This window comes from Pseudomonas sp. WS 5059 (assembly GCF_012985525.1).
Classification (GTDB): Bacteria; Pseudomonadota; Gammaproteobacteria; order Pseudomonadales; family Pseudomonadaceae; genus Aquipseudomonas.
Genome location: NZ_JAAQWO010000005.1, coordinates 227,831 through 240,488 on the forward strand (window position 1 = coordinate 227,831; position 12,658 = coordinate 240,488).

The following is a 12,658-nucleotide window of genomic DNA, read 5'->3' on the forward strand; positions in this document are numbered from 1 at the left end:
CGCCAAAGCCTGGACGGCGAGAAACCCCGGGAGTGCCTGGAAAGCAGGGGGAAGTCATTGATTTAAATAAATTTATCCTTGGGGGTTGACGACCTTTCAATCCATCCATAGAATGCGCGCCACTTACAGCGTAAAGCACACAGCGAAACGCGGTAGGGAGTGAATGTTGTACGTGTGTCCCCTTCGTCTAGTGGCCTAGGACACCGCCCTTTCACGGCGGTAACAGGGGTTCGAGTCCCCTAGGGGACGCCATTGCGGGAATAGCTCAGTTGGTAGAGCACGACCTTGCCAAGGTCGGGGTCGCGAGTTCGAGTCTCGTTTCCCGCTCCATTTTTAAACAGTGTGGCTTTCGGGCGGCACTGAGTGAAACCAGGACCAAGTCTTCGGACAAGGCCTCTGGGCACTGGAATACACACCATGTGTTTCAGTTAGCGTGTCCCCTTCGTCTAGTGGCCTAGGACACCGCCCTTTCACGGCGGTAACAGGGGTTCGAGTCCCCTAGGGGACGCCATTTGCGGGAATAGCTCAGTTGGTAGAGCACGACCTTGCCAAGGTCGGGGTCGCGAGTTCGAGTCTCGTTTCCCGCTCCATATTCAACAAAAACGCCGCTCAGTGATGAGCGGCGTTTTTGTTTGTCCGGGATGGACCCGCTGCAAGAGCAGGTCCAAGGGTTGGCTTAGAGTTTTGGCAGTTGCCCGATACGTCCCATCATTTCTGTCACGATCTGTAGGTCCAGCAGGAACTGCTCGGTGGTCTTGAACTCGTTGTCGGTGTGGCCGGTGTACTTGGCTTCTGGTCGGGCCAGGCCGAATTGCACGCCGTTTGGCAGTTCATGCACCGACGTTGCGCCGGCCGAAGTACCGAACTCGGGCTTCATGCCCAGGTTTTCGGTGGACACGGCCAGCAACGCCTTGACCCACTCGCCCTCGGGGTTGCGATACATCGGCGCGGCCACCGAGTAATCGAAGGTCGGCGCAATATGGGTGTTTTTGCTCCAGGCGCTGAGCTTGTCGGCGATCTCTTTCTTGAGTGTTTCCGGGGATTTGCCCTTCGGCACCCGCAGGTTGACTGCCAGCTTGAAGGCTTTTTCATCCATGCCGACGAAGGTCAGGGAAGTGGTCAGCGGCCCCATGAACGCATCGGAAAAGCCCACGCCCAATTTGCCGCCCAGATAATCCAGGCCCCAGTTGTCGGCGGCGTAACGCGCAGCGTCGGTGATTTCGTTGTGCTTGAGCGCAACCTTGCCATCCAGGCTATTAATGAAGACCAGCATCCGCGCGACCGGGTTAATACCGGATTCGGGCTCCGAAGAGTGGGCCGACACCCCGGTAACGGTCAGCTTGACATCATTGCCGACAACCTTGGCATCTACCGTGAAATCACCCCCATTGGCCTTGGCAAACGCAGCGCCGGCCTGCTGCAGGCTGGCCGCCAGTTCAGCGGGTTTGTCGCTGCGCAATGTGGCTACCGAGGCCGAAGGAATCTGGTTGGTCGCCAGGCCGCCGGTCATGGCGATGATCTCGGCGCCTTTGCCATCTGCCTTGCGCTTGGCAAAGGTCGCCATGACCGTGCCATAACCTTTCTCGGCGATGACCACTGGGTAGCCGCCGTCCAGCGCCAGGTTGTAGTTCGGCGTCGGGTTGTGTTCAAAGTAGTAAGGAATGGCGTCGCCAGTGGTTTCTTCGGTGGTGTCCACCAGCAGCTTGAAGTTGCGTGCCAGGGGCAGGTTTTCTTCCTTGATCACTTTCATCGCATACAGCGTTACCACGATGCCGTTCTTGTCGTCCTCGGTGCCGCGGCCGTACATGCGGTCGCCAATCAGCGTGACCTTGAATGGGTCGAGGCGGGTGCCGTCGGCCAGGACCCAGTTTTCCGGGGTCACCGGTACCACGTCGGCGTGGGCGTGAATGCCGACCACTTCATCGCCCGTACCTTCCAGGGATATTTCATAGACGCGGTTGTCGACATTGCGAAAGTTCAGGTTGAACGCCTGGGCCAGGCTCTTGATCTTGTCGGCGATCTTGATGAATTCAGGGTTGTCGTGCTGGGCTACGCCTTCTACCTGGAAGGTCGGTATGGCCACCAGCTCACGCAGGGTCTCGGTAGCCGCTGCGCCGTATTTCACCCGGGCGTAAATGCCCAGCAGGCGGTGAATCTCGTTTTGCTGTTCGGCTCTGAGGCTCTTGTTATCGAGAAATGCGCTGATCGCCGGGCCGAGATCGGCGGTTTTGCCCAGTTCACTTTTGGCCAGGCTGCCCAGGAAAGTGCGGAAGTCCTTGATCGACGCGTCATTGAACGTCTTGAGGATGGTCGCGCTCTGTTGCGGGGTGATGTTGGCGAAGGCGGGTGCGGTAAAGGCGGACAGGCTGGCGACCATCAGGGTGGCGGCGGCCAGGTGCTTGAGGGAGAAGTCCATTGCTGGGGGCATTCCTTTGCAGGTGGTGAGTAGGAAGTTTCCTATTTTTTTGTCGGAAACATTTTCACACACTAGCATCACCCACAAGCAGGAGGGGAGCCCCTTGCGGGGTGATGTCCGATCTCGATAAGAAAACGCCGCCTGCCATCCACCTGTCAGTCCAGGCTATAGCGCACCGACAGCGTGCCCTTTTTCTCCGACAGGCCGAGGATCGTGACCTGGCCGACTTGGGCCAGGGCTTGCACATGAGTGCCGCCGCAGGCGTAGGGCGGCAGGTCGCCAAAACCGACTTCGCGGGAGCCACTTTCCAGTGTCATGTGGCGCGGTAAATCCGCGGCGATCCACTGGTTGACCTGTTCCTGCAAGGCATCGGCTTCTATGTCTTGGGCCGATTCCCCACGGATAAAACTGATCTTGCCTTCACCGGGCCAATGGTGGGCCTTGATCGGCATCCAGCCCAGGGTTTCACCGGCGTTGCCGATCAGATGCCCGGCCGAATGCAGGCGTGTATGCAGGGCGCGGCGCTGGCCGTCGACCCGAGCTGGCTGGAGGCCAAGTGCCACGGGCTGGTCCACGTAGTGCACGATGCGCTCGGCCTCCTGCACCACTTTCAATACGTTGCTGTCCCCCAGCCACCCCGTATCAAAGGGCTGGCCGCCACCCTGGGGATGGAAAATAGTGGACTGCAGGACTACTGCAAACTGCTGCTCATGGGGCGTGCACTCCAGCACATCAACATCGGCAACCAGGTGGTCATGGGTAAAAAACAGGCGCTGGGTCATCGTCTACATCCGCATCAGGGGTCTACGCAGCAGTATAAGTAGTGCGCAAATGGGTGATAATCCGCTGAAATCTCAATGGACTTGTGCGTCATGAGCATCAATCTTCCTTTGCCACTGCTGGGTGAAATGGCGATTTTCGTCAAGGTGGTGGAAGCCGGCAGCTTCTCTGCAGCGGCGCGCCAACTGGGCACCTCGCCATCGGCGGTGAGCCGCAGCATCTCGCGCCTGGAACAGGCCCTGGCCACGCGACTATTACAGCGCACCACGCGCAAGCTGCGCTTGAGCGAAGGTGGCGAAGAAGTCTTCAATCGCTGCCAGGAGATGGTCAACGCGGCGCGCTCGGTGATGGAAATCAGCGGCCAGTACACCCACGAGGCCGAAGGGCTGATACGGGTCAGCGTGCCCAAGGCGGTCGGGCGGTTTGTGGTGCATCCGCATATGCCGCAGTTCCTGCGGCGCTATCCCAAGGTCGATGTGCAGCTGATCCTCGAAGATCGGCAGGTGGATTTGATTGATGACAATGTCGACCTGAGCATCCGCATCACCGATAACCCGCCGCCGGGGTTGGTAGGGCGCCGGCTACTGCCGATCGAGCATTTGCTGTGTGCTACACCGCAATATCTGGCCACCCACGGAACGCCGCTGCATCCCCATGACTTGCTGGAGCACAGCTGCATTTACCTGGGCGAAACCCCTGGGGATGCACGCTGGAAATTGCGCCAGGCTGGCAAAACAGTGACGGTGGGTGTGCGTGGTCGTTATGCGGCCAATCACACGGGGGTGCGGTTGGATGCGGTGTTGCAGGATGTGGGAATTGGCAGCTTGCCGTATTTCACTGCGCGGCATGCATTGGAGGAGGGGCGGTTGGTGCAGGTCCTGGCGCAATGGGATTTTATTGCCTCGTACCATGGGGATGCCTGGTTGCTGCATTCACCCACGCGCTACCTGCCACCGAAACTGCGGGTGTTCATCGATTATCTGGTGGAGTGCATGGCTAAGGAGCCCACATTGCGTCGGCGGTAGGAGCACGATCGGGAATGTGGAGCGGATTAATGTGGGAGCGGGCTTGCTCGCGAAAGCAGTGGGTCAGTCAACATCAATGTTTGCTGGGCCGACGTCTTGGCGGCGATGCGTCGATCCGACAAGCCCGCTCCACATTTGGATCTTTGGTGCTTTTGAGATCAGTGCTTGGGCTGGTCGTTGGACATGGCCAGCAATTGCTTTTCCTGGTTCCAGTCGAACGGTTCGTCGTTCTGTTCGGCTTCGAAGCGCCGTTCTTCCAGGGCCTGGTACAAGTCCAGTTCATCATCGGGCATGAAGTGCAGGCAGTCACCGCCAAAGAACCACAGCAAGTCGCGCGGTACCAGATGGGCAATCTGTGGGTAGCGCAGGATGACCTGGCTCATCATGTCCTGGCCCAGGTATTGGCTTTCGATCGGGTCGATGGGCAGCATGGCCCGCAGTTCATCAAAGCGTTCCAGGAACAAAGCGTGGCTTTCCTCTGGAACCTGTTCGGCTTCGCCGACGGCAACCAGGATACTGCGCAGGTGGTCGAGCAAGACGAGATGATCGGCAACGACGTTGGACACGAGAGTAAGTCCTCAAAAGCAAAAACGGGCGCGAGAGTATATAGCTCTCGCGCCCGCTTTTATATGACCGCCGGTACTAGCGGACTCTGCCAGGCGCCTGGGCCAACTCCTCCTTACTGAAGTCATCCACGTCGATCACCTTGCGCCGCGCTGCTTCCGCGTCGCGCAGGGTCTGCGCCTCGGCCGGTTGCAGCACGCCAGCCTCGAGTGCGGCTTCGATGGCGTGTTCCCCCGCGCGTGGCTTGACCTGGCCACTCTTGATGGCGCTGTGGAGTTTCTTTTGCAGGGGCTGGCTGGCACCCAGCAGGTCGTAGGCATGTTGCAAGGCGCCGACTGGATCTTGCGCCGACTGTGGGCGATAGCAGCCAGCCAGCAGTTCTTCGAGGGTCGGGTCGCCCTTGGCCCGGCCAATTACCGCGGCGACTTCCGCGTCCAATGCATCGGACGGACCTTTGTGGCGGCGGCCGAACGGGAACACGATGACTCGCATCAGGCAGCCCAGCACTTTGTTGGGGAAGTTGCTGAGCAACTCATCCAGCGCGCGCTCCGACTGGCCGAGGCTTTCCTCCATGGCCCAGGCAAACAGCGGCTCCAGGTGGTCCGGGGAGTCGAGGTCGTGGTAGCGCTTGAGCGCTGCCGAGGCCAGGTACATATGGCTGAGTACATCCCCGAGCCGTGCGGACAGGCGTTCACGACGCTTCAGCTCGCCGCCCAGCAGCATCATGCTCAGGTCCGCCAACAGGGCGAACGCGGCAGCCTGGCGGTTGAGCGCACGGAAGTAGCCCTGGCTCAAGCGGTTGCCCGGGGCTTTTTCGAAGTGACCCAGGCCCAGGTTCAACACCAGGGTGCTGGCGGCGTTGCTCACGGCAAAGCCGATATGTTGCATCAGCAGCCCATCGAACTCCTTGAGCGCCTGGTCGCGGTCTTCACGGCCGGCCAGGGCCATTTCCTTGAGCACGAACGGGTGGCAGCGGATCGCGCCCTGGCCGAAGATCATCAGGTTGCGCGAGAGGATATTCGCCCCCTCCACGGTGATGAAGATCGGCGCCCCCTGCCAGCTGCGGCCCAGGTAGTTGTTGGGGCCCATGATGATGCCCTTGCCGCCGTGGACGTCCATGGCGTGGCTGATGCACTCGCGGCCGCGCTCGGTGAGGTGGTACTTGAGGATCGCCGAGAGCACCGAGGGTTTTTCCCCCAGGTCGACGGCATTGGCGGTGAGCATCCGCGCGCTGTCCATCAGCCAGGCGTTGCCGCCAATACGGGCCAGGGCTTCCTGGATACCTTCGAAGGCCGACAGTGGCACGTTGAACTGTTCGCGCACCTGGGCGTACTGGCCGGTCACCAGGCTGGTGAACTTGGCCGCGCCGGTGCCCACTGCTGGCAGGGAGATCGAACGGCCGACCGACAGGCAGTTCATCAGCATCATCCAGCCCTTGCCCAGCATCTCCTGGCCGCCGATCAGGAAGTCCAGGGGAATGAACACGTCTTTGCCGGAGTTGGGGCCGTTCATGAACGCAGCGCCCAGGGGCAGGTGGCGACGGCCAATTTCCACGCCGGGAGTATCGGTAGGGATCAGCGCCAGGCTGATGCCCAAGTCTTCTTCTTCCCCCAGCAGGTGGTCCGGGTCATGGGCCTTGAAGGCCAGGCCGAGCAGGGTCGCGACCGGACCCAGGGTGATATAGCGTTTTTCCCAGTTCAGGCGCAGGCCAAGGGTTTCCTTGCCTTCCCATTCGCCTTTGCAGATCACCCCGGTGTCGGGCATTGCGCCGGCATCGGAGCCGGCCAGCGGGCCGGTCAGGGCAAAGCACGGGATGTCATCGCCACGGGCCAGGCGCGGCAGGTAATGGTTGCGTTGCTCGTCGGTGCCGTAGTGCAGCAGCAGTTCGGCCGGGCCCAGGGAGTTGGGGACCATCACGGTGGAGGCGAGGTCGCCGCTGCGGGTTGCCAACTTCATCGCCACCTGGGAGTGGGCGTAGGCCGAAAAGCCCTTGCCGCCGAACTCCTTGGGAATGATCAGGGCAAAGAAGCCATGTTGCTTGATGTGGTCCCAGGCCGCTGGCGGCAGGTCCATGGCCTGGCCGATTTCCCAGTCGGTGACCATGGCGCACAGCTCTTCGGTGGGGCCGTCGATAAAGGCCTGTTCTTCTTCGGTCAACTGCGCCTTGGGGTAGGCCAGCAGTTTGTCCCAGTCGGGGCGGCCGCTGAACAGTTCGCCGTCCCACCACACGGTACCGGCGTCGATGGCATCGCGCTCGGTTTCGGACATTGGCGGCAGTACTTTCTGGAACCAGTTGAACAGCGGTGCGGTGAAGTACTGGCGACGCAGGTCGGGCAGCAGCAGCGGTGCGGCGACTACCGCCAGCAGGACCCAGAACACCAGCAGCAGCCAGCCCGGTGCATGGCTAAAGGCGCCCATCGCCAACAGATAGACGGCGACCACGCCCAGGGCGGGCAGGGGCGCGGTGCGACGGTGTGCCAGGTAGGCAATGCCGAGCACCAGAACCAGTATCCACAACAACAGCATATTCAATCCTCCGTGAAACCAGGGGCAGAAGCACCCTCAGAGCTTAGTCGGCATCCGAAAAAGCGGTGCCTGAGGGTGTTACGTGGTGTGGCGGGAAGTGCTCTCCAGTCACAGGCAGCAGGCGCCGACATTTGGCCGAATCGTCGTTATCCCTCGGTCAGACCTGTGGTTAGACTCCAGGCTCGCCTCGGAGACAATCCCCATGAATGCGTACTTGAGTCCCAGCCGCTTCATCGATAGTGACCACCCTGCGGTGGTGGAGTTCGCCGAAAAACATCGAGGTTCGAGCCTCGATCCCCGTGACCAGGCAGTCAGTCTCTATTACGCCGTGCGTGAAGCGGTGCGCTACAACCCTTACACCTTCAGTCGCGATCCGCAAACCCTGCGTGGCAGCTACGCCCTGGCAGCGGGCCAGAGCTATTGCGTGCCCAAGGCCACCCTGCTGGCGGCTTGCGCCCGGCATTGCGGCATACCGTCGCGTATTGGCCTGGCGGATGTGCGCAATCATTTATCGACGCCGCGCCTGATCGAGTTGCTCAAGAGTGATGTGTTCGCCATGCATGGCTACACGGAGCTGTACCTGGATGGGCGATGGGTCAAGGCCACACCGGCGTTCAACCAGCAACTGTGCGAGTTGTTCGATGTGCCGCCCCTGGATTTCGACGGAATCAACGACAGTGTGTTTCACCCGTTCAACCGCCAGGGCCAGCGCTCCATGGAGTATGTGGTGGACCATGGACAGTTTGCCGAGGTGCCCGAGGCATTCTTCTTTGCCCACATAAAGAAATGTTACCCGCACCTGTTTGGCGAGCAGTCGCCGCAGTTGTTGGGTGATATGCAGAGCGATTTGAGTCGCGGCTGAACCGGCGTATGCTGCTCCGGCATTCATCCACTGGGAGGCGGTCATGCTGAGGATCTGGGGTCGTAAAAATTCGTCAAACGTCAGGAAGGCACTGTGGTGCGCCGAGGAGCTCGGCCTGGACTATGAGGCAATTGATGCGGGCGGGGCCTTTGGTGTGGTCGATACGCCGCAGTACCGGGCGTTGAACCCCAATGGCCGGGTGCCGATGATCGAGGACGGCGAGTTCGTGTTGTGGGAATCCAACACCATCGTGCGCTACCTCTGCGCCAAGCAGGCCTCGAGCTGGTACCCCAAGGACCTGCAAGCGCGGGCCAATGCCGAGAAGTGGATGGACTGGACCACCTCGACCTTTGCCGAACCGTTCAAGACGGTGTTCTGGGGCATCCTGCGCACGCCGGCCGAGCGGCAGAACTGGGACAGCATCCATGCCGGGCGCAATGCCTGTATCGAGGTGTTGAAAACCGTGGACCAGGCCCTGGCCGGCCAGCCCTACCTGTCCGGCACCGAGATCGGCATGGGCGATATTCCCCTGGGCAGCTTTATCTATGCCTGGTTCGAGATGCCTATCGAGCGCCCGGCAATGCCCCACCTGGAGGCGTGGTACCAGCGCTTGCAGCAACGTGCGGCCTATCAAAAAGCGGTGATGACCGCGTTGACTTAATACTGACTATTAATACAGGTGACTGTACTTGTGCGGCGCGGGCAAGCACCATGCTCGCCGTGCGCCGCAGTTGTATTACGTAGGGCGCGCCCTTATCTATTCTTTCTATTCCCTTCCTTGGTGCGTAATCCGATATGAGTTCCGCTCTGTCCATCCGGCAGCTAACCAAAACCTACGGCAACGGTTTCCAGGCCCTGAGTGGTATCGATCTGGATGTCGCCGAAGGTGATTTTTTCGCGTTGCTCGGCCCCAACGGTGCCGGCAAATCCACCACCATCGGCATTCTGTCGACCCTGGTCAACAAGACCAGTGGCACGGTGAATATCTTTGGCCATGACCTGGATAAATCCCCGGCCGCGCTCAAGCGCAGCATTGGCGTGGTGCCCCAGGAGTTCAACTTCAACCAGTTTGAAAAGACCTTCGATATCGTGGTGACCCAGGCCGGTTACTACGGCATCCCGCCGAAGATCGCCAAGGAGCGCGCCGAGCAATACCTGACCCAGCTGGGGTTGTGGGACAAGCGCGACGTGCCATCACGCTCGCTGTCCGGCGGCATGAAGCGGCGCCTGATGATCGCCCGTGCCTTGGTGCACGAGCCACGCCTGCTGATCCTCGACGAACCGACGGCAGGGGTGGACATCGAATTGCGGCGCTCGATGTGGACCTTCCTCACCGAACTGAACCAGAAAGGCATCACCATCATCCTCACCACCCACTACCTGGAAGAGGCTGAACAGTTGTGCCGCAACATCGGCATCATTGACCACGGCACCATTGTCGAGAACACCAGCATGCGCAACCTGCTGGGCCAGTTGCATGTGGAGACGTTCCTGCTCGACCTGAAGAACAACCTGTCGGTGCCTCCGCAACTGATCGGCTACCCAACCCGCCTGGTAGACAGCCATACGCTGGAAGTCCAGGTCGATAAAGCCGTGGGCATCACCGCGCTGTTCAGCCAGTTGGCGTTGCAGAACATTGAAGTGTTGAGCCTGCGTAACAAAACCAATCGCCTTGAGGAGCTGTTCGTGTCCCTGGTGGAGAAAAATCTGGCGAAGGTGGCGGTATGAGTTCTGAGTTCCAACCCAACCTGGTAGCGCTCAACACCATCGTCTACCGCGAAGTGAAGCGCTTCATGCGCATCTGGCCGCAAACCCTGCTGCCGCCAGCGATCACCATGGTCCTGTACTTCGTGATCTTCGGGAACCTGATCGGCCGGCAGATTGGCGATATGGGCGGCTTCACCTACATGGAATACATCGTGCCGGGGTTGATCATGATGTCGGTGATCACCAACTCCTATGGCAACGTGGTGTCGAGCTTCTTTGGCAGCAAGTTCCAGCGCTCCATTGAGGAACTGATGGTGTCACCGGTGTCGCCGCACACCATCCTGATCGGCTACACCCTGGGCGGCGTACTGCGCGGCTTGATGGTCGGGGCGATCGTGACGGTGCTGTCGATGTTCTTCACCGACCTGCAGGTGCATCACCTGGGGGTGACCATCCTGGTGGTGGTGCTGACGGCGACGATCTTCTCGCTGCTGGGCTTTATCAACGCAGTGTTCGCGCGCAACTTCGATGACATCTCGATCATCCCGACCTTTGTGCTGACGCCGCTGACTTACCTGGGTGGGGTGTTTTATTCGATTACCTTGCTGCCGCCGTTCTGGCAGACCGTGTCGATGGCCAACCCGGTGCTGCATATGGTCAACGCGTTCCGCTACGGGATTCTTGGGGTGTCGGATATCAAGATCAGCGTGGCGATTACGTTCATGATCGCGGCGACGGTGGTGTTGTATATCGGGTGCGCGCGGTTGCTGGTGAGTGGGCGTGGGATGCGTACCTGAGCCAGGTCTAAATATGTGTGGGCTTGTGTAGGAGCGGGCTTGCCCGCGATAGCAGAGTGTCAGTCAATACCTCTTTAACTGACCCGCCGCTATCGCGGGCAAGCCCGCTCCCACACAAGCCCACACACACAGTTGGGTCAGGTGAGCAGCGCAATCTCGATCAGCTCATGCAGCTCCTCAACCCGCATCGGCGCAGCGCCAAACAAAATTCGAAACACCGTCGGCGCCGCCAGCAGATTGATCAACCGATCTACGCTGGGCAATGCCTGGCCGCTACCTTGGTAACGATCCAGGATTACCTGCAGTTGCCCACCCAGAATCGTCACGCAGTACCCCGGCGTCTGGCTGCACTGTACGTCGCGCATCATGTTGCGCCCCGGTTCCGAGCTCATCTCATCCAGGTATTGTTCGGCCCAGGCTTGCAGGTCGCCGCGCAGGCTGCCGGTGTCGGCCGGTTCACTGTCGGGACGCATGCGGGCCAGGGCGACGTCGGCGAGCAGGGCGGCGAGGTCGCCCCAGCGCCGGTAGATGGTCGACGGTGTGACTCCCGCGCGTGCGGCGATCTGCGGCACCGTCACGCTGGCGCGCTCTTGCTCCTGCAGTAGCTGGCGCACCGCCGAATGAACCGATTCTTGTACCCGGGCACTACGGCCCCCCGGGCGGAGGCCTTCTTTTATCGCCATGCCAAAACCTTAACACAAAGAATTTGCTTTAAGCGCGACCCAGTAGCACACTGCACAAAAGCAAAATATTAGCTTTAGCGGAGCGTGCCCATGTCCAGCGTCACTTCTCATCGTTCCAGCCTGGTGTTCCTGGCGATCACCTTGCTGACGTTTCTTGCCGCCTCCAGCGCGCCGACGCCGTTGTATCACCTTTACCAGGAGGGCCTGCACTTTTCCGCAGGCACCCTAACCCTGATCTTCGGTGTCTATGCCTTGAGCCTGCTGGCCGCGTTGTTGACCGTCGGTTCACTGTCGGATTACCTGGGGCGCAAGCCGGTGATCTTTGCCGCGCTGGTGCTGAATATGCTGGCGATGCTGCTGTTTATCTACGCCGACAGTGTCGCCTGGCTGATCGCCGCCCGAACCTTGCAGGGGTTTGCCACAGGCATGGCCACCGCTGTGCTTGGCGCTGCGTTGCTCGACACCGACCGTCAGCAGGGCCCGTTGGTCAACAGTGTCGCGCCGTTGCTGGGCATGGCCTGCGGCGCCATGGGCAGCAGTTTGCTGGTGGAGTTCGCGCCGCTGCCGACTCAGTTGATCTATTGGGCCTTGTTCGCGCTGCTGCTGTTGCAGAGCCTGTATGTGTGGCGGCTGCCCGAAAGCGTCAGCCGCATGCCGGGCGCGCTGGCCTCGCTATGGCCGACCCTGCATGTGCCGCCCCAGGCGCGCCGGGCCTTGTGGCTGTCGCTGCCGGTGGATATTGCCGTGTGGGCCATGAGCGGTTTCTACTTGTCGCTGGCGCCGTCGCTGGTGCGGGCGGCAACCGGATCGACTTCCAACCTGATCGGTGGCGGCCTGGTCGCGGTGTTGACCTTGAGCGGCGCGGTGATGATTTTCAGCCTGCGCAATCGCCCGGCGGACAAGGTGCTGCGCCTGGGGGCAGGCCTGTTGGCCGTGGGCGTCGCGTTGATCCTCGGTGCGGTTCACAGCGCCAGCCTGCCACTGTTTTTCCTCGCCACACTGGTGGCGGGCAGCGGATTTGGCGCGGGGTTCCTTGGCGCGGTGCGCAGTGTGGTGCCCTTGGCCTTGCCCCATGAGCGGGCCGGGTTGATGTCGGCGTTCTACGTCCTCAGTTACCTGGCGTTTTGCCTGCCGTCCCTGCTGGCGGGCAACCTGACCCGCAGCTTTGGCCTGATCGCAACCACCGACGGCTACGGTGCGGTGCTGATCGTCCTGGCGCTCGGGGCCTTGATTGGCTTGATGAGGCAAGCATCCGCCAAAGCTGTATATAGGTAAAACAGATAACAGTTAGAGATATT

11 protein-coding genes and 4 tRNA genes are annotated in these 12,658 nt (G+C 60.7%); 10 read left to right on the forward strand and 5 right to left on the reverse strand.

All coding sequences use genetic code 11. The features are described 5' to 3' along the window. Positions 1–176: 176 nt before the first annotated feature. The 4 genes from HBO12_RS16210 to HBO12_RS16225 all read left to right on the forward strand — a co-directional run bounded on the left by HBO12_RS16210 (position 177) and on the right by HBO12_RS16225 (position 590). A tRNA-Glu gene (locus HBO12_RS16210) sits at positions 177–252 on the forward strand. 2 nt (positions 253–254) lie between these two features. Beyond that, positions 255–330: transfer RNA gene (locus HBO12_RS16215), tRNA-Gly, on the forward strand. Positions 331–435: 105 nt separating this feature from the next. Then, positions 436–511: transfer RNA gene (locus HBO12_RS16220), tRNA-Glu, on the forward strand. A gap of 3 nt (positions 512–514) precedes the next feature. After that, positions 515–590, forward strand: a tRNA-Gly gene (locus HBO12_RS16225). Between the two features lie 86 nt (positions 591–676). Here the strand turns inward: HBO12_RS16225 and HBO12_RS16230 are convergent. Continuing rightward, positions 677–2,416: a dipeptidase gene (locus tag HBO12_RS16230; protein WP_170042660.1), complete on the reverse strand. Its 1,740-nt coding sequence runs from the start codon at positions 2,414–2,416 to the stop codon at positions 677–679. A 155-nt stretch (positions 2,417–2,571) separates the two neighbouring features. Beyond that, on the reverse strand, positions 2,572–3,198 hold the full coding sequence (locus tag HBO12_RS16235) for an alanyl-tRNA editing protein (protein ID WP_170042661.1): 627 nt from the start codon (positions 3,196–3,198) through the stop codon (positions 2,572–2,574). Positions 3,199–3,288: 90 nt separating this feature from the next. Between HBO12_RS16235 and HBO12_RS16240 the strand changes: the two genes are divergently transcribed. Beyond that, positions 3,289–4,221: a LysR family transcriptional regulator gene (locus HBO12_RS16240; RefSeq protein ID WP_170042662.1), complete on the forward strand. Its 933-nt coding sequence runs from the start codon at positions 3,289–3,291 to the stop codon at positions 4,219–4,221. 158 nt (positions 4,222–4,379) lie between these two features. Here the strand turns inward: HBO12_RS16240 and HBO12_RS16245 are convergent, their stop codons facing one another. Together HBO12_RS16245 and HBO12_RS16250 are read right to left on the reverse strand one after the other, a co-directional pair. Beyond that, positions 4,380–4,787: a PA2817 family protein gene (locus HBO12_RS16245; protein WP_099168779.1), complete on the reverse strand. Its 408-nt coding sequence runs from the start codon at positions 4,785–4,787 to the stop codon at positions 4,380–4,382. Positions 4,788–4,863: 76 nt separating this feature from the next. Beyond that, positions 4,864–7,311, reverse strand: coding sequence for an acyl-CoA dehydrogenase (locus tag HBO12_RS16250; RefSeq protein ID WP_170042663.1), 2,448 nt, complete (start codon positions 7,309–7,311; stop codon positions 4,864–4,866). Between the two features lie 202 nt (positions 7,312–7,513). Here HBO12_RS16250 and HBO12_RS16255 point away from each other — a divergent pair, with 202 nt between their 5' ends. The 4 genes from HBO12_RS16255 (at position 7,514) to HBO12_RS16270 (ending at position 10,677) form a co-directional block, all read left to right on the forward strand. Next, positions 7,514–8,173: a transglutaminase-like domain-containing protein gene (locus HBO12_RS16255; RefSeq protein ID WP_169956832.1), complete on the forward strand. Its 660-nt coding sequence runs from the start codon at positions 7,514–7,516 to the stop codon at positions 8,171–8,173. 43 nt (positions 8,174–8,216) lie between these two features. Then, the gene (locus tag HBO12_RS16260) at positions 8,217–8,834 is read left to right on the forward strand and encodes a glutathione S-transferase family protein (RefSeq protein ID WP_169956833.1); all 618 of its coding nucleotides are present in this window, start codon (positions 8,217–8,219) and stop codon (positions 8,832–8,834) included. A gap of 134 nt (positions 8,835–8,968) precedes the next feature. Then, on the forward strand, positions 8,969–9,901 hold the full coding sequence (locus HBO12_RS16265) for an ABC transporter ATP-binding protein (protein WP_169956834.1): 933 nt from the start codon (positions 8,969–8,971) through the stop codon (positions 9,899–9,901). Beyond that, a complete protein-coding gene (locus HBO12_RS16270; protein WP_169956835.1) occupies positions 9,898–10,677 on the forward strand; it encodes an ABC transporter permease in 780 nt (259 codons plus the stop codon). Before HBO12_RS16265 ends, HBO12_RS16270 begins: the two co-directional genes overlap by 4 nt. Before the next feature lie 137 nt (positions 10,678–10,814). Here the strand turns inward: HBO12_RS16270 and HBO12_RS16275 are convergent, their stop codons facing one another. After that, complete coding sequence (locus HBO12_RS16275; protein ID WP_170042664.1) at positions 10,815–11,360, reverse strand: TetR/AcrR family transcriptional regulator; 546 nt, start codon at positions 11,358–11,360, stop codon at positions 10,815–10,817. 90 nt (positions 11,361–11,450) lie between these two features. Between HBO12_RS16275 and HBO12_RS16280 the strand changes: the two genes are divergently transcribed. Next, positions 11,451–12,635: an MFS transporter gene (locus tag HBO12_RS16280; protein WP_170042665.1), complete on the forward strand. Its 1,185-nt coding sequence runs from the start codon at positions 11,451–11,453 to the stop codon at positions 12,633–12,635. The last annotated feature ends 23 nt before the right edge of the window (positions 12,636–12,658 follow it).

Bases quoted from the DNA above. Each gene is read 5' to 3' on its own strand.
- HBO12_RS16270 (WP_169956835.1), top strand. From the start codon at position 9,898: ATGAGTTCTGAGTTCCAACCCAACCTGGTAGCGCTCAACACCATCGTC.
- HBO12_RS16275 (WP_170042664.1), bottom strand. From the start codon at position 11,360: ATGGCGATAAAAGAAGGCCTCCGCCCGGGGGGCCGTAGTGCCCGGGTA.
- HBO12_RS16230 (WP_170042660.1), bottom strand. From the start codon at position 2,416: ATGGACTTCTCCCTCAAGCACCTGGCCGCCGCCACCCTGATGGTCGCC.
- HBO12_RS16240 (WP_170042662.1), top strand. From the start codon at position 3,289: ATGAGCATCAATCTTCCTTTGCCACTGCTGGGTGAAATGGCGATTTTC.
- HBO12_RS16265 (WP_169956834.1), top strand. From the start codon at position 8,969: ATGAGTTCCGCTCTGTCCATCCGGCAGCTAACCAAAACCTACGGCAAC.
- HBO12_RS16255 (WP_169956832.1), top strand. From the start codon at position 7,514: ATGAATGCGTACTTGAGTCCCAGCCGCTTCATCGATAGTGACCACCCT.
- HBO12_RS16260 (WP_169956833.1), top strand. From the start codon at position 8,217: ATGCTGAGGATCTGGGGTCGTAAAAATTCGTCAAACGTCAGGAAGGCA.
- HBO12_RS16235 (WP_170042661.1), bottom strand. From the start codon at position 3,198: ATGACCCAGCGCCTGTTTTTTACCCATGACCACCTGGTTGCCGATGTT.
- HBO12_RS16280 (WP_170042665.1), top strand. From the start codon at position 11,451: ATGTCCAGCGTCACTTCTCATCGTTCCAGCCTGGTGTTCCTGGCGATC.
- HBO12_RS16250 (WP_170042663.1), bottom strand. From the start codon at position 7,311: ATGCTGTTGTTGTGGATACTGGTTCTGGTGCTCGGCATTGCCTACCTG.